Here is a 24,500-nt window from a genome sequence, read left to right as displayed (position 1 = left end):
ACCCATGCCGGTGCGGGACGCGGTCGCGGACGACATCGAGGAGATCTGCGCGCTCATCGAGGAGCACGCGGTCTACGAGGACAAACACGATCTGAAGCTCGACAGGCAGGAGATGGCCGGGTTCCTCTTCGGACCCGACCCGAAGGCCTGGGTGCTGCTGGCCACCCCTCCGGGTGAACCGGGCAAGGTCGCGGGGTTCGCCTTCTGCAGCTGGAACTTCTCCACCTGGGAGGCCCGGCCGGGGATCTGGCTCGACGACCTCTTCGTGCGCCCGGAGCACCGCCGCTTCGGCCTCGGGCGGGAGCTGCTCGACGAACTGGCCGCGCGGTCGCCCGGCCGGGTCGAATGGGACATGCAGGAGGGCAACGAGAAGGGCGAGGCGTTCTACGCCCAGCTCGGCGCCGACCCCGTCCCAGGCTGGATCCGGTACCGCTGGCGACCCCACGCTGGGTGAGTCGCGGCCGGGCGGCAAGCCGTAAACTCGCACGCATGGGTGAAGGGGCAAGCCGCAGGTCGTCGTCCGTGGAGGACTACGTCCGGGTGATCTACGGGCTGGTGGAACGCGGTGAGGCCGTCACCAACACGTCGCTGGCCGGACGGCTGGAGGTCAGCCCGTCGTCGGCGTCCGGCATGGTCACCAAGCTGTCCCAGCTCGGGCTGGTCGCGCACGTCCCGTACCGGGGGATCGAGCTGACCACCGACGGCAGGCTGCTCGCCCGCTCCGTGCTCCGCCGCCACCGGCTGATCGAGACCTACCTGGTGTCCGAGCTCGGCTACACCTGGGACGAGGTCCACTCCGAGGCCGACGCGCTCGAACACGCCGTGTCGGACAGGCTCGTCGAACGGATCGCCGCGAAGCTCGGCAATCCGGTCCGCGACCCGCACGGCGACCCCATCCCCGCGCCCGACGGCAGCGTCGAGGAGATGCCGATGCGCATCCTCGACGACCTCCCGCCCGGCGCGGTCGGCGAGATCGTCCGCGTCTGGGACACCGATCCGGAGCTCCTGCGCTATCTCACCGAGCACTCCATCGGCCTCGGCGAGCGGATCGAGGTGGTCGAGCGCCAGCCGTTCGGCGGCCCGATGGTGGTCAAGGTCGGCTCGCCGCCGGACGCGGCGACCCACGCGATCGGCAAGGAGATCGCGCAGGCGCTGTCGGTCGCGCTGCGCTGAGCCCGTGTCGCCTGTGTCCACTGTGTCCACTGTGGACGAGTATCGGCCGGGGTGGGAATTTTCCCTACGTCTCTGCATAATTACGTCACCCGCCTGCCACGCCGATAGGTGATCGAAGACCCTTCCGATCATGTGATCGCGCGCCTAGGCTGCGCTATTCCGGGTGGCTAGCGAGCGTGCGAAGGCGATGAAGATGACCGGTCAGCGGACACACACCATCGACCGGGGGGTGGCGGAAGGACGTGAACTCAGGCGGCTGCTGGAGACGGGGCCGTTCGCGGACGCCCTCAGGGCGGCGATCAGGGCGCGGGGCCTCGGTCTCGATCGGATCCGGTACCGGCTCAGGGGGCGGGGGTGCTCGGTCAGTCTCGCGACGCTGAGCCACTGGCAGTCCGGCCGGTGCCGTCCGGAACGGCCGGAATCCCTGCTGGTGCTGAAGAATCTCGAGGAGGTGCTCGGGGTTCCGCCGGAGTCCCTGTCACGGCTTCTGGGACCGCCGCGAGGGCGGGCGGCCCGGTGTACGGTGCCCGGCGAGGGCATCGTGATGCCGAGAGGCCGGGACACGTAGGGAGCAAGAGTGCGGGCGGTCGTCTTCGAGGAGTTCGGGGTGCTGCCCGAGGTACGCGAGGTGCCGGACCCGGTCGCGCCGCCGGGCGGGGTGGTGATCGCCGTCGAGGCGACCGGGGTGTGCCGCAGCGACTGGCACTCCTGGCAGGGGCACGACACGTCGGTGAAGCTGCCGCACGTCGCTGGGCACGAACTCGCCGGCCGGATCGCGTCGCTCGGCGAGGGCGTGCGCGGCTGGTCGGCGGGCGACCGGGTGACGGTCCCGTTCGTCTGCGCCTGCGGCACCTGTGCCCAGTGCGCGGCCGGCGACCAGCAGATCTGCGACCGCGAGTTCCAGCCGGGCGCGACCCACTGGGGCTCGTTCGCCGAGTACGTCGCGATCGAGAACGCCGAGGTCAACCTCGTGGCACTGCCGGACTCGCTGTCGGCTGCCGAAGCGGCGGCTCTGGGCTGCCGGTTCGGGACGGCGTTCCGGGCCGTGCTGCGCCAGGGCGGGGTCCGGCCGGGGCAGCAGGTCGCGGTGTACGGCTGTGGTGGTGTCGGTGTCTCGGCGATCCTGCTGGCCGTCGCGGCCGGCGCGTCGGTCGTCGCCGTCGACCCGTCCCCGCAGGCCAGGGCGCTGGCCGTGCGGATGGGGGCTTCGTCGGCCATCGACCCGTCCGCGTTCGAAGGCCATGAAGCCGTCGCGGCGCACGTCCGCGAGCAGACCGGCGGCGGCGCGCACGTGTCGCTCGACTGCCTCGGCTCGCCGACCACCTGCGCCGCCTCGATCGGCAGCCTCCGGAAGCGGGGACGGCACGTCCAAGCCGGGCTGATGCCGCCCGCGCAGGGCGTCGCGCCGATCCCGATGCACCGGGTGATCGGCGGGGAGCTGGAGATCGTCGGCATCCACGGGCTGCAAGCGCACGAGTACCCCGAGATGCTGCGGGTGGTGGAGACGGCCGGGATCGACCTCGAAGGCATGATCGGCGACCGCGTCGGCCTCGACGACGTCCCCGCCGTCCTCGCGGCGATGAACGACCCGGTGCCCGCGAGGGCCGGGGTGACGGTGGTCGAATTCGCACGGTGACCGGGTGAACGCACTGCGGTCAACCGGCCGATCGGAGTAGTCCGAAAGGTGGCTTCTTCCGGCGGTTTGTGGCAGCTTGCTTGACCGTGACAGTCATGGATGCTCCGTCCCTGCCCCGGTTCGGCCGGTCCGTGCTGCTCTGGTTCGCCGCGGCGGGTGTCCTGGTACGGGGTCACCGGATCATCGGCGCGCGTCCTGGCACACTCGACGCGTGGACGCGCTGATCCCTCGCCCGCGGACCGAAATCGCGCCCGGTGCGGTGCATGTTCCCGACTGGCTCGACCTCGACGAACAACGCCGTCTGGTCGAAGCGTGCCGAGGTTGGCGTGGCTACCGGCAGACGCGGTTGCCCAACGGTGGCGTCATGTCGGTGCGGACGGTCTGCCTCGGCTGGCACTGGCATCCGTACCGGTACTCGAAGGTGACCGCGGACGGCTCCCCGGTCCTGCCGTTCCCTTCGTGGCTGGGCGATCTCGGGCGCCGTGCCGTCGCCGCCGCCTACGGTCCGTCGACGTACGAGCCGGACATCGCGCTGGTGAACTTCTACGACTCCGCCGCGAAAATGGGGCTGCATCAGGACAAGGACGAGGCCTCGCTGGAGCCTGTCGTGTCGCTGAGCCTGGGGGACGCTTGCGTCTTCCGGTTCGGGAACACGGTCGATCGTGGGCGGCCGTATACGGATGTGGATCTTCGGTCGGGGGATCTGTTCGTGTTCGGCGGGGAGTCGCGGCTGGCCTTCCATGGGGTGCCTCGGATCTTGCCCGGGACGGCCGATCCGGAGCTGGGGCTGGCGGGGCGGTTGAACATCACTCTGCGGGTTTCGGGACTTTAGAGTGATTAAGCGGTCTTCGCGCGCTTAAGGGCGCTTCGCTGCTTTAAGACTCCTTCGCGGTTGCCATTTTTCGGCAATTCTCTCCGTTGGGCCGTTTGGGCTAGCGCAGGTGTTCGATTCGGGGTAGCTTTGGGGTCGTGGCCAGCAACGATGCACCCCAGGGGACGTCCACCGAGTGGTGGCGCGTCGACACCGCGACGCTGCATGCCCGCAAACAAGAACTGGAAGTCCTGAAGCGCCAAGCGGATGCCGAACAGAACGCGATCCTGGCGGAAATCAATTCCCGTGGGGTGCGTGGGTGTAGCGGGCATTCGACGTTGGCCGCGTTGATTTTCGAGGACTTCCTGGTGACCGACAAGGAAGCCAGCGCCCGCGCCGACCGCGTCCTGGCCCTGCATCCCGGCCCGTCCATCGGCGGTGAGCCTGAGCCTCCCCTGGCACCCTTGACCGCCCAGGCCGCCGCGGAGGGCGCGATCGGCGGCAGCCAGATCGACGCGATCATCCGCACCCTGGCCCGCATCCCCTCCACCGTGCCCGAGGACGACGTGCGGGCCGGGGAGGCGATCCTGGTCGAACTGGCGCGCCGGGCGGGGCCACGGCAGATCGCCCGCGCCGGACGCCGCCTGCTCGACGAACTCGACCCCGACGGCAAAGAACCCCGTAACGAGGACCCGAAGGACACCCGGCCGGAGCTACGGTTCGTCAAGCACCGCGACGGCACCCTCGGCCTCAAGGCTCGGCTCGATCTCGAAACCTACGCCCGGTTGAAATCCGACCTGGACCCGATGGCCAAACCCCACAAGGCCATCGACGGGGTGCGGGACTCCCGCACCCAGGACGAACGCTACGGCGACGCCTTCACCGACTATGTGCGGCTGAAAACCACCAGCCGCAACCTTCCGGGCCAAGCGGGCGAGGCGACCCACATTTTGGTCACCATGTCCTACGACGACTTGATCCGGGACATCGGCGAGGCGCATTTGGATTTGGTCGGCCCGATCAGCGCCACCGACGCGAGGATCCTCGCTTGCGACGCCCGTGTCCGACCCGGCGTCCTCGGCACCGCCGGAGAACCCCTCGACATCGGCCGCTCCAAACGCACCGTCTCCCTTGCCCAGAAATACGCCTTGACGATCCGCGACGGCGGCTGCGCCTTCCCCGGCTGCGACATGCCCGTACCCCGCTGCACCGCACACCACATCGTCTTCTGGCGCCACCACGGCGAAACCAAAATCGACAACCTCGTCCTGCTCTGCACCAAACACCACCGGCTCATCCACCACAGCGAATGGAAAGTCCAGATCGCCCAAGACGGACTCCCCGAATTCACCCCACCCACCTACCTCGACCCCACCGGCACACCAAGGCGCAACACCATGCACCTCAGGACGTAGGCCGACCACGTGGACACGTATTCAGCTGGCTAAATGCGAGACGGGCGGCCGGTCTCTCAGGCGAGCCGGAACCGCACCCGCTGCCCCGGCCGCACCTGCGCGGCCAGGCCCAGTTCGCCCCACCCGCCGGGACGCCGAGGCGGAACGCCATGCATCTCAGGGCATAAGCCGGCCCCGTGGACACGCATTTAGCTGACTAATTGCGAGCCAGGCGGCCGGTCCCTTAAGCGAGCCGGAACCGCACCCGCTGCCCCGGCCGCACCTGCGCGGCTAGATCCAGATCCGCCTCCTCCATCACCGCGATCACCGGATAGCCCCCGGTCACCGGGTGGTCGGCCAGGAACAGGATCGGCTGCCCCGAAGGAGGAACCTGCAACGCGCCCGGCACGGCGGCCTCGGGAGGAAGCTCGCCACCCCGCGCCCGAGACAGCACGGGGCCCTCGAGCCGCACACCCACCCGATCGACATCGGCCGTGGCGACGTAACCGGAAGAGACCAAAGTGGACAGTGCGCCGGGAACGAACCACGAAACCCGAGGCCCTGGAGTGACCCGCAGAACCGGTTCCTCGGGCAAAGAAGCAAGAGGAGCGAGATCCACGCCGGGGTGGTCCAGTGCCTCCTGCCCCACCGGCAAGGTCATCCCCGCCGAAAGCGCGGGCGGGCCGAGTTTGCCCAGGGTGTCGGTCGCCCGCGCGCCCAGCACCGGAGGGACGTCGACGCCGCCACGCACGGCGACATAGCAACGCAAACCGCGAGAAGCCATCCCGAGGGCGAGTTCTTCGCCCGCCCGCACGAAAATCGGCGAGCCGGGGCCGAAAGCCCGTCCGCCGGCGGTGATCGAGCAGGGCGCGCCGGTGACGGCGACGGTCGCCGGAGCGGAGAACCGCAGGGCGAGTCCGCCGAGAACGCATTCCAGGGCCGCGTGGCTCTCGGGGTTCCCGACCAGCCGGTTCGCCAGCCGCAGCGAACCGCGGTCGGCGGCGCCGGACCGGCCGACGCCGATCGCGGCCAGCCCCGGCCGGCCGAGATCCTGCACGGTGGCGAAGACCCCGGGCCGGACCACTTCGATCTTCGCGGTCATGAAGTGAACCGGATCCGGGTACCGGGCGCCAGCAGGTTCGGCGGCTCCCGCTCGACGTCCCACACCGGCAGCGAGGTCCGCCCGATGAGCTGCCAGCCGCCGGGGGAGGCGTTCGGGTACACCGCCGTGTACTCGCCCGCGATCGCGACCGACCCGGCGGGCACCCGCGTGCGCGGGCTCGTCCGGCGCGGCAGGTGCAGCGCCGGGTCGAGTCCGGTCAGGTAGGCGAAACCGGGAGCGAAACCGCAGAACGCCGAGACGTAGGTGCCGTCCTCGTGCCGCCGGACGACGGCTTCCGCCGACATGCCGGCGGCGGCCGCGACGTCGGCGAGGTCCGGGCCGTCGTAGTGCACCGGCACGACGATCTCGGCGGTCTCGCGCGGTTCGATGTCCACTCCTGCCCGATGGAGCACGTCTTCGGCGAGCCGGTCGTGGTGGGTCCGGTCGGGGTCGAACCGGATGAGCAGGGTCCGCGCGGCGGGGACCAGTTCGACGACGCCGTCCGGCGGGTCCTGCTCCAGTGACGCGTGCAGCCCGAGCACCTCCGACGGATCGTCGAAGTCGACCATGGCCGCACGCGCCCCATAGGGCAGCACTCGCATCATGCGGCCTCGATGAAGGGTCCGATGTGGACACCGGAGGCGTCGAGTCCCGCGCGGATCCGTCGCGCCAGCTCGACGGCGCCGGGCGTGTCGCCGTGCACGCACAGCGAATGCGGCTGGAGGGCCAGCTCGGTCCCGTCGGCGGCGACGACCTTGCCGGTGGTCGCCATCGTCACCGCCCGCGCGGCCACCTCGTCGGCGTTGTGGAGCACGGCGCCGGGCAGTCTTCGCGAGACCAGAAGGCCTTCGGACGTGTACGCGCGGTCCGCGAACGCCTCGGCGTACGCGGGGAGCCCGGCCTTTTCGGCCTGCTGGGCCATTTCCGAACCCGGCGGGCAGAGCAGCGCGAGCCCTGGGTGGAACCGCCGGATCCCTTCGACCACCGCGGCCGCCTGATCCGGATCCACCGCGGCCGTGTTGTACAACGCCCCGTGCGGTTTGACATACCGCACCCGTGAGCCCGCCGCGCGGGCGAACGCCTCCAGCGCGCCGATCTGGTAGAGCACGTCGTCGGTGAGGTCGGCGGGGGCGACGTCCATCGCCCGCCGCCCGAATCCGGCGAGATCGCGGTAGGCGACGTGTGCGCCGATGACGACACCTCGCTCCGCCGCGCGCTCGCAGACGCGCCGCATCACCGACGGGTCGCCGGCGTGGAAGCCGCAGGCGACGTTCGCGCTGGTGACGATGTCGAGCATGGCGTCGTCGTCGCCCATCTTCCAGGCGCCGAAACCCTCGCCCAAATCGCTGTTGAGATCCATCAGGCCACCCTGAACTCACTGTCGAGCTTGTCGGTCACGAACATGTAGCCCGGCGCGTGCGTGATCGCGAACGGCGGCCGCGAGGCCATCAGCGCCGCCTGCGGGGTCACGCCGCACGCCCAGAACACCGGCACGTCACCGGGTTCCGCGTCGACCGGGTCGCCGAAATCAGGCTTGCCGAGATCGGTGATGCCGAGCGCGGCCGGATCGCCGATGTGCACCGGCGCACCGTGCACGGCGGGCATCCCCCGGGTGATGCGCACGGCGTCGTCCACGCGGTCTTCGGGGATCTGCCGCATCGAGACCACCATCGGCCCGTGCAGCCGCCCGGCCGGGACGCACTCGCGGTTCGTCACGTACATCGCCACGTTGCGGCCCTGGTCGACGTGCCGCAGCGGGATTCCCTCCGCGGCCAGCGCCGATTCGAAGGTGAAACTGCACCCGATCGAGAACGCGACCATGTCGCTGCGCCACAGCCCGCTCGCGTCCGTGAGCTCGCCGGAGAGCGCGCCGTTCTGCCAGACGCGGTACCGCGGCAGGTCGGTGCGCAGATCCGCGCCGGGTGCCAGCCGGGTCGACGGGTCGCCGGGGTCGCTGACGTCGAGTACCGGGCAGGGCTGCGGGTTCCGCTGGCAGAACAGCAGGACGTCGTAGGCCCAGTCCTCGGGGACGGCGATCAGGTTGGTCTGGGTGAACCCGTTCGCCCAGCCGGTGGTCGGGCGGGCCGTGCCCGCGCGGAACAGGGCGCGGGCCTCGCCGGGGGACAACGTCGCCGGTTCGTCGAAGGTGGTCATCGCGGTGCCTCCTCTTCCGATTGTGGTCACAGAAGTTCGCGGCCGCGAGTCTCGGGCAGGCCGAGCAGCGCCAGCACGGCGATGCCGTAGCCGACCGCGCCGAACACCATCGCGCCGCCGGCGCCGAGGAAACCGACCACGGCGGGGAACGTGGCGCCGATGGCCCGGCCGAGGTTGTAGGTGAAACCCTGCCCGGTCCCGCGCAGCGCCGACGGGTACAGCTCGGCGAGGAAGGCGCCGAACCCGCTGAAGATCGCGGACATCGAGAACCCGAGCGGGAACCCGAGGAACAGCACGAGCGTGTTCGCACCCGCCGGGATCTGCGTGTACGCGACGATGAGACCCGCCGACAGCACCGAGAACAGCAGGAACGTCTTCTTGCGGCCCAGGAGGTCCGTCAGATAGCCGCCGGTGACGTAGCCGATGAAGGCGCCGGAGATCAGGAACGCGAGATAGCCGCCGGTCCCGATGACGGTGAGGCCGCGGGTGGTCTTCAGGTAGCTGGGCAGCCAGGTCGCGAGCGTGTAGTAGCCGCCCTGGACACCGGTGGCCAGCAGCGCGGCGAAGAACGTCGTGCGCAGCAGGTCCGGTTTGAAGATGCCCGCCAGCGAACCGCGTTCCTTCTTCGTGGCGCGGGCCGCTTCGGCGACCGGCGCGTCCTGGACGTTGCGGCGGACCCACAGCACCAGCAGCGCAGGGATGACGCCGGTCCAGAACATGACCCGCCAGGCGATGTCCGGGCTCCAGATACTGAAGACGACGGTGTAGACGACGACCGAGAGTGCCCAGCCGACAGCCCACGCGCTCTGCACGAAGGCGACCGTGCGGCCGCGATACTTCGCCTGCGAGTACTCGGCCACCAGTGCGGCGCCGGCGGCCCATTCGCCACCGAAGCCCAGGCCCTGCAGGGCGCGGAAGACCAGGAGCGTCTCGAAGTTCGGCGCGAATCCGCAGAGCACGGTGAAGATCGTGTACATCGCGATGGTGAGCTGGAGGGTGCGGACCCGGCCGATGCGGTCGGCCAGGATGCCGGCGCCGATCCCGCCGATCGCCGAAACCACCAGCGTGGTGGTGCCGAGCAGGCCCGCCTCGCCGCCGGAGAGGCCGTAGTAGGCGGTGATCGCGGCCAGGCCCAGCGGCAGGGTCTGGTAGTCGAACGAATCGAGCCCGTATCCGCCGAACGCGCCGACGAAGGCCCGGCGGCCTCGCGAACCGAGCGTGCGGAACCAGGCGAAGGGGCGTGTGTCTTCGGTAGTGGCTGTCGCGTTCATCGGCACCTCCAGAGGGTGAATCTCAGGGTGGCACGGGTCACATGGATAGCCACTGTAGGTATTGTTCAACAATTCCACAAGAGGATCCTTGGCTGAGCCTCTTGTGCCTAGGTAGGATCGGTCACGTGACGATCGCGGAGGGTGGTCCTGCCTCGGTAGAAGGACTCGAGGCGGATCGCGGCATGATCAGCCGGACCAGCACGGCCGAAAGAGTCGCGGGCGTCCTCCGCACGCGTATCGCGGAAGGTTTCTTCCTGCCCGGCGTCCGGCTGTCGGAGCAGGACATCGGCTCGGCGCTCGGCGTCTCCCGCAACACGCTGCGCGAGGCGTTCCGCCTGCTCACGCACGAACGCCTGCTGACCCACGAGCTCAACCGCGGTGTGTTCGTGCGGGTGCTGCCGGTCGAGGACGTCGTCGACCTCTACAAGGTGCGCAAGGTCGTCGAGTGCTCCGCGGTGCGGGCGGTGACGGAAAAACCCCCGACGTTCGGGAAGCTCGCGCGACTGGTCGAGGACGGCAGGATCGCCGAGCGGGGTGAGCGCTGGCAGGACCTCGGCACCGCGAACATCCGGTTCCATTCGGCGATCGCAGAGCTGAGCGGCAGCGAGCGGATCGACGAGCTGATGCGCGGCATCCTCGCCGAGCTGCGGCTGGTGTTCCACATGATGGCCGACCCACGGCGCTTCCACGAGCCGTACCTCAAGCGCAACGCGGAGATCCTCGAACGTATCGAGGCCGGCGACGGTCTCGGCGCCGAAAAGCTCCTCGCGCAGTACCTCACCGACGCCGAAAACCAGCTGGTCGAGGCCTACGCCGAGCGAACCCCCTGACGAAATGCGGGGGGTGGGCGAACGCCGCGTGGGTCGTGAGTGGCGATTCGGGTTCTAACCCGAATCGCCACTCACGACCCACGCGCGAAACGCCTGAAACGAGCGCGGTTGCCCGAGGAGTGTCCCTTGTGGACAGTGCTTCGGGCGTGGGGCTCGTCAGGGAGTGGTCCACTTTTGGTTCGCGCCACCGCCACAGGTCCAGATCTGGAGTCTCGTTCCATTCGCGGAGCTGTTCCCCGTGGCGTCCAGGCATTTGTTCGCCTGCGGGTTCACGATGTCGCGCGCGCCGCTGATCGCCCATTTCTGCGCGCCGGATCCGTTGCAGTCCCACAGTTGCACGGCCGTGCCGTCCGCGGTCCCGCCGCCGGAGACGTCCATGCACTTGCCGAGCGCGCGGATCGTCCCGTCGCCGCCGATGGTCCAGTTCTGCGCGGCGTTTCCGTTGCAGTCGGTGATCTGGATCGGGGTGCCGTTGGCGGTGTTCGCCCCGGCGACGTCGACGCATTTCCCGCCGATACCGGTGATCCGCCCGGTGCGCCCGGCGGTGTCACTGGAATTGACACGCACGTAGTCGACGACGAGACGCTGCGGGAAGACCGTGCTGGAGTTCGGGTCACCGGGCCAGTAGCCGCCGACGGCGAGGTTCAGGATCAGGTAGAAGGGGTGGTCGAAGACCCAGCGGTTGCCGTTGAGGTCGGCGGGCGTGCGGGTCTGGTAGAGGTTCCCGTCCACGTACCACTTGATCTGGTTCGGCGCCCAGTCGACGGCGTAGGTGTGGAAGTCGTCGGAGAAGTTGGGGCCGTTGTAGGCCGCGCCGATGCCGCCCGCGCCCGAGTAACCGGGGCCGTGGAGGGTGCCGTGCACCGTGTTCGGCTCGAAGCCGACGTTCTCCATGATGTCGATCTCGCCGCTGTTGGGCCAGCCGACGTTGCCGATGTCGGCGCCGAGCATCCAGAACGCGGGCCACATCCCCTGCCCGCGCGGGAGTTTCATCCGCGCTTCGAACCGGCCGTAGGTCTGGGTGAACTGGCCCTGCGTGGACAGCCGCGCCGAGGTGTACTCGCAGCGCCCGTACCAGCAGTTGTAGTTGCCGGGGTTCTCCTTCTTCGCGGTGATGACCAGATTGCCCTGGCCGTCGAGCGCCGCGTTGTTCGTCCCGGAGGTGTACCACTGCCGCTCGTGGTTGTTGACGTTGTCGCCGGTCTCGAAATGCCACTTCGAGGTGTCGATACCCGCCCCGGCGGGGCCGTTGAAGTCGTCGGTGAAGGTCGCGGCCGTGACCGCGGCCTCGGAAGCCGGAGCCTGGGCGGTGGCGGGGAGTGAGCCGAGCAGGACGCCGGCGGCGAGGAGCGCCGCCCAGCGAAAACGGGAGGAGATGGACATCGTTGTCGCCTCTCTTCGCAGGCAGAGAACTACTTTGTTGTGCCTGACAACAAAGTATGCATGGTCTCTACCACTGCGACAAGACGTATTTTTCGACCTCGAATTAAGGTCAGGCGGCCGTGCCCCGCTTCGATCCGGCCGTGCGCGGGTCCGCGCCCTGTTCCAGCAGCGCGGCGACCGGGAGGGTGGCGGCTCCTATGGCGACGGCGTCCGGGCCGAGCTGTCCGAGCTCGATCTCGGTTTGGTCGAACACGTGCGCCAGGGCGTGCTCGCCTGCCACGCGCCGGATCTCGGGCAGGTACTTCTCGCCGAGCGCCAGCCCTGCCCAGCCGCCCAGCACGATCCGCTCCGGGTCGAACAGGTTGATCAGATTCCCGATGCCCGCGCCGAGATAGCCCGCGGTCTCTTCCAGCACCTTGGCCGCGGCCTTGGACTTGCCCGCCGACTCCAGCAGGGCGGCGAACTGGGTCTGCTCGTCCTCGTCCGAGGTCTTTCCGCCGCGCGCCTTGCGATAGCGGGCGAGGACGCCTTCCGCGCCGACGTAGGACTCCAGGCAGCCGCGCGATCCGCAGCGGCATTCCTGCCCGCCGTAGACGATCGTCGTGTGGCCCCATTCGCCCGCGCTGCTGGTCGAGCCCCGGTAGGTGGTGCCGTCGGCGACCACGGCCGCGCCGACGCCGGATCCGATCAGCGCGATCACCGCGTGCCGGGCGCCGCGGCCGGCCCCGAACCACATTTCGCCCTGCCCCTGGGTTTTCGCGCCGTTGTCGACGAACAGGGGCAGCTCGACGCTTTCCGCGCGCAGGAGGTCCGTGAGCGGGACCTCCTTCCAGCCGATGGTGGGCGCGTGCACGCGCAGCGCTTCACCCTGCTGGACGGTGCCGGGGACGCCGACGCCGACCCCGAGCACGGTCGCCTCGTCGATACCCGATTCCGTGATCACCTTCCGGAGCCCGGAGGCCACCTGGGTGACCGCCGCGGCCGCGTCCGGCCGGGGCGAGGCGAGGGGATGCTCGACGGTGGCGAGCCGGTTCATGGTGAGGTCGAACAGCTCGACCTTCACCCCGGTCTCGCCGATGTCGACGCCCGCGACATGCCCGTACGCCGGGTCGACGCGGAGCAGGACGCGCGGCCTGCCGCCGTCGGACTCGACCAGCCCGGCCTCGGTGATGAGGCGTTCTTCGCCGAGTTCGGCGGTCACGTTGCTGACGGTCGCGGCGCTCAACCCGGTCAGACCGCTCAATTCGTGGCGGCTGAGCGGGCCGTCGAAGTAGAGTTTCGACAACAGGAGGGAACGGTTGTGCCGCCGCAGGTCACGGACGGTGGTGCGCTTGGCAGGCATGCGGATACCCATCTTGTGGCGGCGGACCCTTCCAGGATGCCCCACGACCTTATCCTCCGCCATGTATCAACTGGTGAAATAAGGCGGGAAGAGGGGCCATGACGGGGGACGACGAGCTCATCGGCACCTTGCCGCCGGACTTCCGGTGGGGTGTCGGCAGTTCGGCGTACCAGGTCGAAGGCGCGGTCGCCGAAGACGGAAGAACACCGTCCATTTGGGACACCTGGGCCCGGTCCCCGTGGTCGGTCGACAACGGGGACACCGGTGAGATCGCCTGCGATCATTACCACCGCATGCCCGCCGACGTCGCGCTGCTCAAGGAACTCGGCGTCGACACCTACCGCTTCTCCGTTTCCTGGCCGCGCGTGCAGCCGCGTGGGCGCGGCGGCGTCAACCCGGCGGGCATCGCATTCTACGACCGGCTGGTCGACGAACTGCTCAACAACGGCATCGATCCCTGGCTGACGCTGTACCACTGGGATCTGCCGCAGCATCTCGAAGACGCCGGCGGCTGGCCCGCGCGCGACACCGCCGTCCGGTTCGCCGACTACGCGATGCTCGTGTTCGAGCGCCTGAGCGACCGTGTCCGCCACTGGACCACGCTGAGCGAACCGTGGTGCACGGCCATGCACGGGTACGTCCACGGGGTGATGGCGCCCGGCCGCCGGGACGCGAAGGCGGGCATGGCCGCGGCGCATCACCTGCTGCTCGGCCACGGTCTCGCCGTGCGGCGGATGCGGGAGCTCGCGCCGCCGGGGACCGAGTTCGGCATCACGCTCAACCTGAGCACCGCCGACCCGGCCACCCCGAGCGAGGCCGACCGGGCCGCCGCGCGTTTCGAGGACGGGCTCGGGACGAGGTTCTACCTCGACGCGCTCGTCCACGGCCGATACCCGGAGGACGTGCTGGAGACCCTCGCCCGGCAGGGCATCCGCCTGCCGTCGGAGCCGTGGGATCCGTCGATCATCGCGGCCCCGCTCGATTTCCTCGGCGTCGACTACTACTTCGGGACGCGGTATTCCGGGGTGGAGGAGAACGGGGACGCCGTGGAGCATTTCGGGATGCCCGCGTTCCGCAAGGTCCCGTTCGGGGCACCGTCGACGGAGCTGGGCTGGGAGATCCTGCCGCACAAGCTCACCGAACTGCTCGTCCGGATCAGCCGCGACTATCCGGGGGTGCCGCTTTACGTCACCGAGAACGGCGCCGCGTTCGCCGACGTCCCCGACGAGACCGGTTTCGTCCGCGACGACGACCGTGCCGGATACCTGTCCGCGCATATCGCCGCCACGGCCGCCGCGCGGCGGGCGGGCGCGGACGTCCGCGGCTATTTCGCCTGGTCCTTTTTGGACAGTTTCGAATGGGCGTACGGCTACGCGAAGCGGCTCGGCCTGGTGCGGGTCGACCGCGAGACGCAGGCGCGGACGATCAAACAGAGCGGGCTGGTGTACCGCGACATCGTCGAGCGGGTGCGCGGCGGACGGCGGTAGGGCCTGCTCCACCATCGAACCGGCGGTTCGCTCCATTCTTCCCGGTGGTCCCGCGTCCTAGGTTCGGCAGCGGAAAGTCGTTTGCCGCTACCGGAATACGTGGGGGACAGTGATGACCGTCAGGCTTGAACAACGCGACCAGCGGGAGGCGCCACGGACAGCGTGGTGGCGAAGGCCGTGGGTGGGGCCGTTGGCCGTCGTCGTCGTGGTCTTCCTGGCCTTCTCGATGCCGCCGTATCTGTCGTTGGACCCGGCGCAGTCGCGGGTTCCGCAGCCGCCGGGGTTCACCTCGCACTACTGGTTCCTCGCGGCGCACGTGCTGTTCGGCTCGATCGCGATGGTCGGCGCGCTGCTTCAGATCTGGCCGTGGTTCCGGGCGAAGTACCCGGCGGTGCACCGGAAAATCGGCCGGGTGTACGTCTTCGCCGGGGTGCTCCCGGCAGGCCTGCTTGCGCTGACCGTCGGCGCGACGAGCCCGTTCGGTCCCGCGACGCGGGTGGCCAACGTCGTGGCCGGGGTGCTGTGGCTGGCGTGCACGTTCGCCGGCTGGCGCGCGGCGAGGCAACGCCGGTTCGGCGACCACCGGCGCTGGATGATCCGCAGTTTCGCGCTGACCATGTCGATCATCGTCAGCCGGGTGGTCGGGCCGATCACGGTGATCACGCTGCGGCCGCAGCTGGAGACCACGTTCGGCGGCAGCGAACTCGCCTTGACCCAGTCGGTCGCCGCGATCACGGCCTGGCTGAGCCCGACGCTGGTCGTCATCGCCACGCAGTGGTACCTGGATCGCCGTCCGGCTAGGAAGAAGTCAGCGATCGCGCGATGATCGTCCGCTGCACTTCGGAGGCGCCTTCGTAGATCCGCGGCGCGCGGACCTCGCGGTAGAGGTGTTCGAGCAGATGACCTCGCCGCAGTGCCCGCGCGCCGTGGATCTGCACGGCGGAGTCGACGACGTACTGCGCGGTCTCGGTGGCGAACAGTTTCGCCATAGCGGCGCGGCCCGCGAGGTTCCGTTCGCCCGCGTCGTACGCGGCCGCGGCGGCGTAGACGAGCAGGCGCGAAGCTTCGGTGCGGGTCGCCATTTCGGCGAGGGTGTGCGCCACGGTCTGCTGCTTCAGGAGCGGGCCGCCGAACGCCACACGGGTCCGGGCGTGGGCGACGGCGGCGTCGAGCGCGGCCTGCGCCATCCCGACGGCGAACGCGCCGACACTCGGCCGGAACAGGTCCAGGGTCCGCATCGCGACACCGAAACCGCGGTCCTGTTCGCCGAGGAGTTCGTCCCGTTCCACGCGGACGCCGTCGAAGACCAGGGTGCCGATGGGATGCGGGCTGACGAGGTCGAGATGCTCACCCGACAGCCCGGCGCGGTCGGCGGGGACGACGAACGCGGAGACCCCGCGTGAACCCGCTTCCGGGGTGGTGCGGGCGAAAACGCTGTAGAAATCGGCCTCGGGGGCGTTGGAGATCCACATCTTCTCGCCGGTGAGCCGCCAGCCGTCGCCGTCGGGTTCGGCGGCGAGTTCCAGCGCGGCCGCGTCCGAGCCCGCGTTCGGTTCGGTGAGCGCGAACGCGGCGACGGCGTCGCCCGCGGCCACGGCGGGGACCCATTTCGCGACCTGTGAGTCCTGCCCGGACTGCAATACCGGATACGTGCCCAGACCTTGGAGCGCCAGCGCCGTCTCGGCTTCGGTGCTCTGGCTGGCCAGGGATTCCCGCAGGATGCAGAGATCCGTCGCGGCGGCCTCGCGGCTCGGGCTGCCGCCCTCGACGCCGGGGAACAGCCGGGAGAGCAGGCCGAGCGCACCCATTTCCTTGAGCAGGGGCCGGTTCACCGCCCCTTCGGTACCGGATTCGGCCAGCGGGCGGAGCTTTTCGGCGCCCAGCCGCCGGACCTCGTCGGCGAAGGCCTGCTGTTCGGGGCTCAATGCGAAGGCGGTCATCGGTCGCTCCCAGGTCGCCAGCGGGCATGCGCGGTGCCGGGTTCTCCCGAGCGAAGGAGTTCCAGCCGTGGTTTCGGCCCGTCGGTGCGGCCGCCCTGCGGTTTCCGGCTGCCCGCCGCGAACTGTTTCGGCCACGGCATCGGATAGCCCTGTTCGGCGGCGGCGTGCAGTGTCCACTGTGGATCGTAAAGGTGGGTCCTGCCGAGCGCGCACAGATCCGCGCGACCCGCCAGGATCAGCGAGTTGACGTCGTCGTAGGAGGAGATCGCGCCGACGGCGATCACCGCGATCCCGTACTCGCGCCCGATCTCGTTGCGGATCCGGTCCGCGTACGGCGTCTGGTAGCTGCGGCCGTACTCGGGTTTCTCCTCGCTGACGACCTGACCGGTCGACACGTCGATACCGTCGGCCCCGTGCTCGGCGAACGCGCGGGCGATCTCGACGGCGTCGTCGACGTCGATCCCGCCGTCGTACCAGTCGGTCGCGGAGATGCGGACCGTCATCGGCCGCTCGGCGGGCCAGGCCGCGCGGACGGCGTCGAAGACTTCGAGCGGGAAACGCAGCCTGTTCTCCAGCGAACCGCCGTACTCGTCCGTCCGCCGGTTGGTCAGCGGCGACAGGAACGAAGACAGGAGATAGCCGTGCGCGCAGTGGAGTTCGAGGAGGTCGAACCCGGCCCGCGCGGCGGCTCGGGCGGACGTCGCGAACTGGTCTCGGATCTCTTGTAGCTCAGTGACCGTGAGCTCGCGCGGGGTCTGGTTCGCTTCGCTGTACGGGATCGCCGACGGCGCGCAGATCTCCCAGTTGCCTTCGGGGAGCGGCTGGTCGATGCCGTCCCACATCAGTTTCGTGGAACCCTTGCGTCCCGAATGTCCCAGTTGGACACCGATGCGCGCGGGGGTGTGGCCGTGGACGAAGTCGGTGACCCGCCTCCACGCCTGTTCTTGTTCCTCGGTGTACAGGCCGCCACAGCCCGGGGTGATGCGGCCGGTTTCGGAGACGCAGACCATTTCCGTCATGACCAGCCCGGCGCCGCCGAGTGCCTTGCTTCCTAGGTGTACCAGGTGGAAATCGGTCGGGACGCCGTCTTCGGAGGAGTACATGTCCATCGGCGAGACGACGACACGGTTCGGCAGGTCGAGGCTCCCGATGCGGAACGGCTGGAACATCGGGGGCCGGACGTCGGAGTCCAAAGTGGACGCGAACCAGGTGTCCAGTTCGGCGGCGAACTCGGGATCGCGCAGCCGGAGGTTGTCGTAGGTGACGCGGCGGCTGCGGGTGAGGATGTTGAACGCGAACTGCGCCGGCTCCTGGTGGGTGTACTGGCCCAGGTTCTCGAACCACTCCAGGCTCGCCTGCGCGGCACGCTGGGTGGAGTTGACGACCGGGCGGCGCTCGGTTTCGTAGGCTTCCAGTGCACTGTCCATATCGGACTGTTCGTGTAGACAGGCGGCGAGCGCGAGTGCGTCCTCCATGGCGAGTTTCGTGCCGGAGCCGATGGAGAAATGCGCCGTGTGCGCGGCATCGCCGAGCAGGACGACGTTCTCGTGCCGCCAGCTCGCGCAGCGTACGGTGGCGAACGCGGTCCACTTCGAGTTGTTGGCGAACACCTGATGGCCGCCGAGTACGTCCGCGCACAGCTCGCGGATGACCTCGATCGATTTCTCGTCGCTCTCGCCCGGTGCCAGCGAGGTCGTGGCGATCTCGCCGAACGCGCGCTCCCAGACGTCCTCGTGCAGTTCGAGGATGAACGTGCTCGCGGTGTCGCTGTACGGATAGCCGTGGATCTGCATGATCCCGTGCGGGGTTTCGAGGACGTAGAACTTGAAGGCGTCGAACACGAGATCCGTGCCGAGCCAGATGTACTTGCAGCGCCGGGTCTGGAGGCTCGGCCGGAAGCTCTCGGCGAGCGCGTTCCGGGTCGGGGAGTTGACGCCGTCCGCCGCGACGACGAGGTCGTACTCGGCGCTCGCTTCGGCCGCGCTCGGCGCCTCGGTGCGGAAACGCACGTCCACGCCGAGCTCCGCGCAGCGTTCCTGGAGGATGCCGAGCAGCCGTTTTCGGCTCATCGCGGCGAACCCGTGCCCGCCCGAGGTGTGCACCGTGCCGCGGAAGTGGACGTCTATGTCGTCCCAGCGCGCGAACTCGCGGCGCATGGCGGAGTGGATCACCGGATCGGCGTGTTCGATCCCGCCGAGCGTCTCGTCGGAGAACACCACCCCGAAGCCGAAGGTGTCGTCGGGCGCGTTGCGCTCCCAGACGGTGATCTCGTGATCGGGATGGAGCTGTTTCGCCAGCGTGGCGAAGTAGAGCCCCGCCGGGCCGCCGCCTAACACCGCGATACGCACGTCGCTCAGGGTATGTCGCGGTATGTACGACCGTCAACGATACGGGATATGGTGACCCGTATGGAGCGCATCAACCCGCCCGGGCTCGGCCGTCCCTCCGGCTTCTCGCACGCGGTCGCCGCGACCGGGAGATTCGTCTTCCTCGCCGGTCAGACGGCGTTGGACGAGGAGAACCGCATCGTCGGCGACGGCGTGGTCGAGCAGTTCGAACGCGCGCTGTCCAATCTGCTCACCGCGTTGCGCGCGGCGGGCGGGAAACCGTCGGACCTGTGCAGCGTGACCATCTACATCGTCGACATGGACGACTACCGTGCCCACGCGCGCGAGATCGGCGCGGTGTGGAAACGGCTGGCCGGGAGCGAGTACCCCGCGATGGCGGGGATCGGCGTCAGCCGGCTGTGGGACGCGGAGGCGCTGGTGGAGGTGCAGGGCTTCGCGGTGGTCTAGGGCAGCGTGCGCGAGACGTGGGCGGCCGCGGCCTCGCCCAGCCGCGCGTGCAGCGTGAAGAACAGGTCCGCCGCCCGGATCCCCGCCCAGCCCGGCGGCAGCAGTTCGGCGGGCAGGCCGGGGTCGAGGTAGGGCAGCCGCCGCCAGTCGGTCAGCACGCGGACGTAGTCGGCGAACGCTTCGGCCTCGTCCGTGGTCTTGCGCCGCTGCCAGCGCCGGAGCGCGGCGGCGTGTTCGTCGAGGAAGGCGGTGTACAGCGACTCGAGCTGGTCGAGGTCCCACCAGTCACGGATCTTCTCCCGCACGTCGCCGAACGCGAGGTGCTCGGCGTGGAAGAGATCGGCGTACCCCTCGAGTTCGAGCCGTCGCAGCATGTCGGAGGTCGCGTCCCGCAGATGCGCGGGCGCGATCCAGACCCCGGACGACGCCGTCCCGAAGCCGAGCCGGGCGAGCTGCGTGCGAAGAACGTGCCTTTTGTGCCGTTCGGCTTCCGGGACGGAGAACACCGCGAGCAGCCAGCCGTCGCCGGGGGTGGCGCGTTCGCGGCGGAAGATCCGCTCGTCGCCCTCGCGCAGGATCGCCAGCGCGGTTTCGGAAAGTTCGTAGCCCGCGGCCCCGTTCCGGCGTACCGCGGAAAGGATGCCGCGTCGTTTCAGCCGGGAGATCGACGACCGGACCGCCGGTTCCTCGACGTCCACACCGGCCAGCAGGTCGATCAGGGAACGGACGGAGAGCCAGCCGCCCTCGCCTCGTGAGTAGAGGCCGTACACGGTCACGATGAGCTGGCGCGGTTGCGCCGTCCGCCCCGCGCCGTCGACTTCGGTTGCCTCCGACACGGCCGTCACCCGGTCACCATAACAACGACGATGAGCTCACGTTTCGGCCGTGACCGAAGCGTTCCGCACTTAGCGTCACGGTATGGACGATCCACTGATCGAAGCCCCTGTCCCGCCGGTGCCCCAGGACGTCGAACCCGGAGGAGTCCGGTGGTTGCGGGCGAACGTCGCCCGGTTCAGCCGCCCGGAGGACCACCCGCGGCGGCGGGCGCTGGTGCTCGCCGAGCTCGCGCCGATGGGATCCCTGCGGGACAAGGCTTTCGCGCTCGCGAGCGAGATGCGGGACGGCCCGGTCGAACGCACCTTGTGGACGGTTCCGGTGGCCGTGCTGGCCGCCGAACTCGGCCTGCCGGACGTTTCCCGCGACGTCGCGACGGTTTCCGGCGCCTACCATCCGCACACGGAGATCGGGGCCGACGCCGAGGAGGCCGTGCGGCGGCTGATCGAAGCCTGCGGCGAAGTCGACGAGCGGACGGCCGCGCGGATCGGGCTCCTCGTGCAGGCCTGTGACGCCACGGCCAAGCTGCTCGGCAAGGCGCTGGCCGCCCACCTGCCCGGTGAGGACGTCGAGGATCTGCTCGACCGGGTCCTGCGTGACGATCCACCGGTCCGGGTCACCCGGCGGTGGTCCGGCGGCGAAGTGGTCGAGGTGGACCTGGCGGAACGTCCGTTCGGAGCAGGGCCCAAGCGGTGCCCCGGGGAAACGCAGGCGCGGCAAGTGGCCGCGGGAATTCTCGACGCCCTCCTGTGCTAAGACTTACCCCGGTCATCTGGAACTGGGGAGTCTTTCGATGCTGTATTTCAATGGTTTCTTCGGCGTTCTCACGCTCGGTCTGTGGATCTTCTGCATCGTCGACGTGATCACCACGGACGAGGGATCGTGCCGCAACATGCCCAAGGGGATGTGGCTGCTGCTGGTGCTGCTCGTCCCGCTGATCGGCTCGATCGTCTGGCTGGTCGCCGGGCGCCCGCAGCATGCCGCCCGCGCCCCGCGCGGCCGCTTCGAACGGGAGACGCCGTCGTTCCCGGAGTACGACCGGCCGGGCCGCTTCGCCGCGACGAGCGCCGCGGACGACGAAGAATTCCTGCGCAAGTGCCGGGAGCGCGCCGAAGAACAGCGCCGCAAGGCCCGTGAAGGCTGAGTAGCCTCGGTAACGAGAAGATCGACACTGGAGGAAGAGTTGTCCGAAGCGCTCGACTGGAACAAGAACATCATCAAGGAGTTCCGCGAGAACGAGGGGAAGGTGGGCGGCCCGTTCGAGGGCGGCTCGCTGCTGCTCCTCACCACCATCGGGGCGAAGAGCGGCGAGCCTCGCACGTCGCCGCTCGCGTACGCGGAGGAGGACGGCAAGTACGTCGTCGCCGCGTCGTACGCCGGGGCGGACAAGAACCCGGCCTGGTACCACAACATCCTGGCGAACCCGAAGGTCACCATCGAGGTCGGCACGGAGAAGTTCGACGCGACCGCGACCGTCGTGCTCGAAGACCGCGCCGAGCGTGACCGGCTGTACGCGAAGATGGTCAGCCTGATGCCGGGCTTCGCCGACTACGAGAAGAAGACCGACCGGGTGATCCCGATCGTCACCATCTCGCGCTGACCCACCCCGCATCCAGTCCTCTGGATGCGGTACTTGCACGCGCGACTACCGCATCCAGAGGACGAAACGCGGAAGGTCAGCGGGCTCCGGCTTCGACGGCTTCCGGGCGCTTGAGTTCGGCCTCGGCCGCACGCAGCGCCTTGCGCTCCTGCCGGCGCGCGATCAGCTTCTTGCCGACGAGGATCATGGGCTGCTCGACCCAGCGGTGGATCAGGTCCGCGATCGCGAGCCCGACCGCGAACACGGTCAGCGCGCTGATCATCCGGTGCTGGCCCAGCGGCGGGATCGCCTCGACCACCACGAAGTGCACCGGGCCCTGCAGCAGGTAGAGCGAGTACGAGCGCTCACCGACGAACCGCATCACCTTCGTGGCCAGCAGCCACCGCAGCGGCCCCGGGGACACGAGCACGACCAGCAGCAGCGCGGAGAGGAGGCCGTAGGCGATCAGCAGCCCGAGGTTGCTGCCGCTCTCCCGCCACAGGCTTTCCATGTTGACGTGCAGCACGGCGAACGCGCCGAACACCGGGATCGCCGCGAGCGGATGGGTCAGCGGTTTGACCACCGCGTAGGACCGGCGGTAGTGCATCGCGACCGCCAGCACGCAGCCGATCAGCAGGATCGCGTAGTGCACGGTCGACTCGTAGATCGGCACGTTCGGCCCGGGGACCCAGCCGCCGGTGACCCCCACCAGCCCGGCCATCACGGCGAACGCGGCGAAGGCCAGCGCGAGCTTGCGCCAGGCCGCGGCCAGCCCGACCGCGCCTGCGACCACCAGCAGGAACGGCCAGACGAGGTAGAACTTCTCCTCGATGCCGAGCGTCCACGAGCCGCTGAAGAAGTTGTCCGCGCCGTTCGGCTTGCTGCCGGGCAGGAACTCGTTGAAGAAGGTCAGGTAGTACTTCAGCGCGTGCGGGAACTCGCGGGTGAAGAACTCGCCGCGCAGCCAGACGAACACGATGATCCCGCCGAGGATCACCAGGTACGGCGGCAGGATGCGGAACACGCGCCGCAGGTAGAAGGCCGAAAGCGAGATCCGGCCGGTCCGGTCCTGTTCACGCAGCAGCAGCGTCGTGATCAGGAAACCGGACAGCACGAAGAAGATGTAGACACCGACCCAGCCGGACAGCCAGCTCCACTTCGGACCGGCGAAGTGGAAGAGGATCACGATCGTGGCCGCGATCGCGCGCAGGCCGTCGAGCGCGGGGAACCGGCGCATGGCGAGGAACTCGTCATGGTCCAAAGTGCGCACAGTGCCCCCTAATGGCGGTATCGGCCCGGAAGTATACGGGTGCCGTTCACTGCGCCTTCGCCCCGTGTCGAGGCCTGCTACCTGCGATTTTCGGAGATCACCCAGCGTCACGCGCCGGTTCGACGTTATGCGTCAGCCGGAACCGGTTCGCCGGATCGACGGCCGCCTTGACCTCGGCGAGCCGCCGCAGATCGGCCGGGGAGTACACCTTGGACGCTTCCTCGCCCGCCCCGCTCTCGCCGTAGACGAAGGTCAGCAGTTTGCCGGTCGACCAGGGCTTCAGCGCGTCGAACAGCTTCGCGTGCGCGCTCCGGATCTCGGCGATCGAAGCGTCGTCCACCACGGACAGCGCCCGGACGGTGAAGCTCGCGTCACGGTCCCAGCCGACGCCAGGGTGCTCGGGTGCGTCGGACAGCGCGCCGCCGAGCAGGTCCAGCAGGAGGACGGTCGGCACCGGGGCGTCCGGGCCGGCGTGTTCGAGGATCGCGTCGAGCATCGTGTCGTTGAGCTCGGACACGGTGGCGTTGTCGGCGCGGTAGCCGTGCGGGAAGGGCGGCTCGTTCGCGATCTTGCCCGATTCGGTGAACGGGATCTCGGCGAGCGTGTCACCCAGCAGCGGGGCGGCGGCACGCAGCGGGGCGACGAGGCGCTCGCCCTCCGCGGCGTCACCGAGATAGGCGACCCGGATCTGCGCGACGTGCTGCCCGCGCAGCGGCTCGGGCACCATCGGCAGATCCGGCATCGGAACCATGCCCAGCGACGACGTCATCCCGCGCGGCATCTCGGCCGCCCAGTCCCGCCAGGCGCGGAGCACCGCGGCCAGCGATTCGGTGCCGAACTGCAGGCTGCCGCCGTACAGCCGGGTGACCGGGACGAGGCGGAACTCCAGCGCGGTGACGATCCCGAAGTTGTCACGCCCGCCGCGCAGCGCCCAGAACAGGTCGCTTTCGGTGTCCGGGGTGGCGCGGCGGAGTTCGCCGTCGGCGGTGACGACCTCGATCGCGGTCACCTGGTCGGCGGCCAGACCGTACTTGCGGCCGATCAGGCTGAACCCGCCGCCGAGGGTGTAGCCGACGACGCCGACGCCGGGGAAGGAGCCGCTCAGCGGCGCGAGCCCGTGCTTCGCGGCCGCCTCGATGACCGCACCCCAGCGCACGCCCGCGTCGACCCGTGCGACACCGTCTTCGATCCGGATCCCGGTCATCCGGTGAGTGGTGACGAGGACGCCACCCTCGAAGGGGACGCCCACGCCGTGCCCCGTCGAGTGGACGGCGATCGGGAGGTCGTGCTCGACGGCGTGACGGACGGCCTCGACGACGTCGGCGGCCGACGCGGCGGGCACGATGACGTCGGGACGGCGGGGCACTGCGGTCTGGAAACCGGCGAGTTCGTTGTCGTAATCCGGGTCGCCGGAGCGGAGCATCGTGGTCATGCCACCAGCGTGAGCCCGATTCGGGCAGAAGTCCAAGATCTGGTTTGTCTGGTAACTAGAATCATCG

General features: G+C 69.4%; 26 protein-coding genes. 14 read left to right on the top strand and 12 right to left on the bottom strand.

Going from position 1 to position 24,500, the window contains the following annotated elements:
* Positions 1-4 precede the first annotated feature (4 nt).
* The 7 genes from ACZ1DY_RS38825 (at position 5) to ACZ1DY_RS38795 (ending at position 5,035) form a co-directional block, all read left to right on the top strand.
* A complete protein-coding gene (locus ACZ1DY_RS38825) occupies positions 5-454 on the top strand; it encodes a GNAT family N-acetyltransferase (RefSeq protein ID WP_192743703.1) in 450 nt (149 codons plus the stop codon).
* 35 nt (positions 455-489) lie between these two features.
* Entirely contained in the window at positions 490-1,173 is a 684-nt protein-coding gene (locus tag ACZ1DY_RS38820) for a metal-dependent transcriptional regulator (protein WP_034308648.1), read from the top strand.
* 187 nt (positions 1,174-1,360) lie between these two features.
* Positions 1,361-1,741, top strand: coding sequence for a transcriptional regulator (locus ACZ1DY_RS38815; protein ID WP_126730687.1), 381 nt, complete (start codon positions 1,361-1,363; stop codon positions 1,739-1,741).
* A 9-nt stretch (positions 1,742-1,750) separates the two neighbouring features.
* Positions 1,751-2,809, top strand: a complete 1,059-nt coding sequence (locus tag ACZ1DY_RS38810) for an alcohol dehydrogenase catalytic domain-containing protein (RefSeq protein ID WP_465482620.1) — start codon at positions 1,751-1,753, stop codon at positions 2,807-2,809.
* Between the two features lie 95 nt (positions 2,810-2,904).
* A complete protein-coding gene (locus ACZ1DY_RS38805) occupies positions 2,905-3,033 on the top strand; it encodes a hypothetical protein (RefSeq protein ID WP_257484124.1) in 129 nt (42 codons plus the stop codon).
* Positions 3,021-3,641, top strand: a complete 621-nt coding sequence (locus ACZ1DY_RS38800; protein ID WP_126730582.1) for an alpha-ketoglutarate-dependent dioxygenase AlkB family protein — start codon at positions 3,021-3,023, stop codon at positions 3,639-3,641. Before ACZ1DY_RS38805 ends, ACZ1DY_RS38800 begins: the two co-directional genes overlap by 13 nt.
* A 137-nt stretch (positions 3,642-3,778) precedes the next feature.
* Complete coding sequence (locus ACZ1DY_RS38795) at positions 3,779-5,035, top strand: HNH endonuclease signature motif containing protein (protein WP_465482619.1); 1,257 nt, start codon at positions 3,779-3,781, stop codon at positions 5,033-5,035.
* A 223-nt stretch (positions 5,036-5,258) separates the two neighbouring features.
* On the opposite strand, the gene ACZ1DY_RS38790 is transcribed toward ACZ1DY_RS38795, so the two are convergent.
* Genes ACZ1DY_RS38790 through ACZ1DY_RS38770 form a run of 5 tightly spaced genes read right to left on the bottom strand, consistent with a single transcriptional unit; the run spans position 5,259 to position 9,541 of the window.
* A complete protein-coding gene (locus ACZ1DY_RS38790) occupies positions 5,259-6,116 on the bottom strand; it encodes a 5-oxoprolinase subunit C family protein (RefSeq protein ID WP_465482618.1) in 858 nt (285 codons plus the stop codon).
* Entirely contained in the window at positions 6,113-6,718 is a 606-nt protein-coding gene (locus tag ACZ1DY_RS38785; protein WP_465485769.1) for a 5-oxoprolinase subunit B family protein, read from the bottom strand. Before ACZ1DY_RS38785 ends, ACZ1DY_RS38790 begins: the two co-directional genes overlap by 4 nt.
* Positions 6,718-7,476 (bottom strand): LamB/YcsF family protein, encoded by a 759-nt coding sequence (locus ACZ1DY_RS38780; protein WP_465482617.1) that lies wholly within the window; start codon positions 7,474-7,476, stop codon positions 6,718-6,720. Before ACZ1DY_RS38780 ends, ACZ1DY_RS38785 begins: the two co-directional genes overlap by 1 nt.
* Positions 7,476-8,270 carry a putative hydro-lyase gene (locus ACZ1DY_RS38775; RefSeq protein WP_034305879.1) on the bottom strand — a complete coding sequence of 265 codons (795 nt, stop codon included), beginning with the start codon at positions 8,268-8,270 and terminating at the stop codon, positions 7,476-7,478. The genes ACZ1DY_RS38780 and ACZ1DY_RS38775 overlap by 1 nt, the downstream gene beginning before the upstream one ends.
* A 26-nt stretch (positions 8,271-8,296) precedes the next feature.
* On the bottom strand, positions 8,297-9,541 hold the full coding sequence (locus ACZ1DY_RS38770) for an MFS transporter (protein WP_126730590.1): 1,245 nt from the start codon (positions 9,539-9,541) through the stop codon (positions 8,297-8,299).
* A gap of 182 nt (positions 9,542-9,723) precedes the next feature.
* Between ACZ1DY_RS38770 and ACZ1DY_RS38765 the strand changes: the two genes are divergently transcribed.
* The gene (locus ACZ1DY_RS38765; protein ID WP_257489878.1) at positions 9,724-10,371 is read left to right on the top strand and encodes a GntR family transcriptional regulator; all 648 of its coding nucleotides are present in this window, start codon (positions 9,724-9,726) and stop codon (positions 10,369-10,371) included.
* Between the two features lie 156 nt (positions 10,372-10,527).
* Here the strand turns inward: ACZ1DY_RS38765 and ACZ1DY_RS38760 are convergent, their stop codons facing one another.
* Together ACZ1DY_RS38760 and ACZ1DY_RS38755 are read right to left on the bottom strand one after the other, a co-directional pair.
* Positions 10,528-11,754, bottom strand: coding sequence for a family 16 glycosylhydrolase (locus ACZ1DY_RS38760; RefSeq protein WP_465482616.1), 1,227 nt, complete (start codon positions 11,752-11,754; stop codon positions 10,528-10,530).
* Positions 11,755-11,863: 109 nt separating this feature from the next.
* The gene (locus tag ACZ1DY_RS38755) at positions 11,864-13,108 is read right to left on the bottom strand and encodes an ROK family protein (RefSeq protein ID WP_465485768.1); all 1,245 of its coding nucleotides are present in this window, start codon (positions 13,106-13,108) and stop codon (positions 11,864-11,866) included.
* An 86-nt stretch (positions 13,109-13,194) separates the two neighbouring features.
* Here ACZ1DY_RS38755 and ACZ1DY_RS38750 point away from each other — a divergent pair, with 86 nt between their 5' ends.
* Positions 13,195-14,583: a GH1 family beta-glucosidase gene (locus tag ACZ1DY_RS38750; RefSeq protein ID WP_465482615.1), complete on the top strand. Its 1,389-nt coding sequence runs from the start codon at positions 13,195-13,197 to the stop codon at positions 14,581-14,583.
* 112 nt (positions 14,584-14,695) lie between these two features.
* A complete protein-coding gene (locus ACZ1DY_RS38745) occupies positions 14,696-15,409 on the top strand; it encodes a DUF2306 domain-containing protein (RefSeq protein ID WP_465482614.1) in 714 nt (237 codons plus the stop codon).
* On the opposite strand, the gene ACZ1DY_RS38740 is transcribed toward ACZ1DY_RS38745, so the two are convergent.
* Both ACZ1DY_RS38740 and ACZ1DY_RS38735 read right to left on the bottom strand, forming a co-directional pair.
* Entirely contained in the window at positions 15,381-16,523 is a 1,143-nt protein-coding gene (locus ACZ1DY_RS38740; protein WP_465482613.1) for an acyl-CoA dehydrogenase family protein, read from the bottom strand. The genes ACZ1DY_RS38745 and ACZ1DY_RS38740 overlap by 29 nt on opposite strands.
* Positions 16,520-18,871, bottom strand: coding sequence for a bifunctional salicylyl-CoA 5-hydroxylase/oxidoreductase (locus tag ACZ1DY_RS38735; protein WP_465482612.1), 2,352 nt, complete (start codon positions 18,869-18,871; stop codon positions 16,520-16,522). Before ACZ1DY_RS38735 ends, ACZ1DY_RS38740 begins: the two co-directional genes overlap by 4 nt.
* Positions 18,872-18,919: 48 nt before the next feature.
* Here ACZ1DY_RS38735 and ACZ1DY_RS38730 point away from each other — a divergent pair, with 48 nt between their 5' ends.
* On the top strand, positions 18,920-19,318 hold the full coding sequence (locus ACZ1DY_RS38730; protein ID WP_185926975.1) for a RidA family protein: 399 nt from the start codon (positions 18,920-18,922) through the stop codon (positions 19,316-19,318).
* On the opposite strand, the gene ACZ1DY_RS38725 is transcribed toward ACZ1DY_RS38730, so the two are convergent.
* Positions 19,315-20,163, bottom strand: a complete 849-nt coding sequence (locus ACZ1DY_RS38725) for a PaaX family transcriptional regulator (protein ID WP_126730600.1) — start codon at positions 20,161-20,163, stop codon at positions 19,315-19,317. The two genes, ACZ1DY_RS38730 and ACZ1DY_RS38725, sit on opposite strands and share 4 nt — an antisense overlap.
* Before the next feature lie 73 nt (positions 20,164-20,236).
* Between ACZ1DY_RS38725 and ACZ1DY_RS38720 the strand changes: the two genes are divergently transcribed.
* Genes ACZ1DY_RS38720 through ACZ1DY_RS38710 form a run of 3 tightly spaced genes read left to right on the top strand, consistent with a single transcriptional unit; the run spans position 20,237 to position 21,752 of the window.
* Positions 20,237-20,908 carry a cytochrome P450 family protein gene (locus tag ACZ1DY_RS38720; protein ID WP_465482611.1) on the top strand — a complete coding sequence of 224 codons (672 nt, stop codon included), beginning with the start codon at positions 20,237-20,239 and terminating at the stop codon, positions 20,906-20,908.
* Positions 20,909-20,945: 37 nt separating this feature from the next.
* Positions 20,946-21,296 (top strand): PLDc N-terminal domain-containing protein, encoded by a 351-nt coding sequence (locus ACZ1DY_RS38715; RefSeq protein ID WP_126730603.1) that lies wholly within the window; start codon positions 20,946-20,948, stop codon positions 21,294-21,296.
* Positions 21,297-21,335: 39 nt separating this feature from the next.
* On the top strand, positions 21,336-21,752 hold the full coding sequence (locus ACZ1DY_RS38710) for a nitroreductase family deazaflavin-dependent oxidoreductase (protein WP_126730605.1): 417 nt from the start codon (positions 21,336-21,338) through the stop codon (positions 21,750-21,752).
* A gap of 76 nt (positions 21,753-21,828) precedes the next feature.
* Here the strand turns inward: ACZ1DY_RS38710 and ACZ1DY_RS38705 are convergent, their stop codons facing one another.
* Together ACZ1DY_RS38705 and ACZ1DY_RS38700 are read right to left on the bottom strand one after the other, a co-directional pair.
* Positions 21,829-23,001 carry an acyltransferase family protein gene (locus ACZ1DY_RS38705; RefSeq protein WP_257484136.1) on the bottom strand — a complete coding sequence of 391 codons (1,173 nt, stop codon included), beginning with the start codon at positions 22,999-23,001 and terminating at the stop codon, positions 21,829-21,831.
* Positions 23,002-23,098: 97 nt separating this feature from the next.
* Positions 23,099-24,433 (bottom strand): FAD-binding oxidoreductase, encoded by a 1,335-nt coding sequence (locus ACZ1DY_RS38700; protein ID WP_465482610.1) that lies wholly within the window; start codon positions 24,431-24,433, stop codon positions 23,099-23,101.
* Between the last annotated feature and the right edge of the window lie 67 nt (positions 24,434-24,500).

This window comes from Amycolatopsis sp. PSD-21, assembly GCF_055561455.1.
This window is presented reverse-complemented; position numbering and strand designations above follow the sequence as displayed.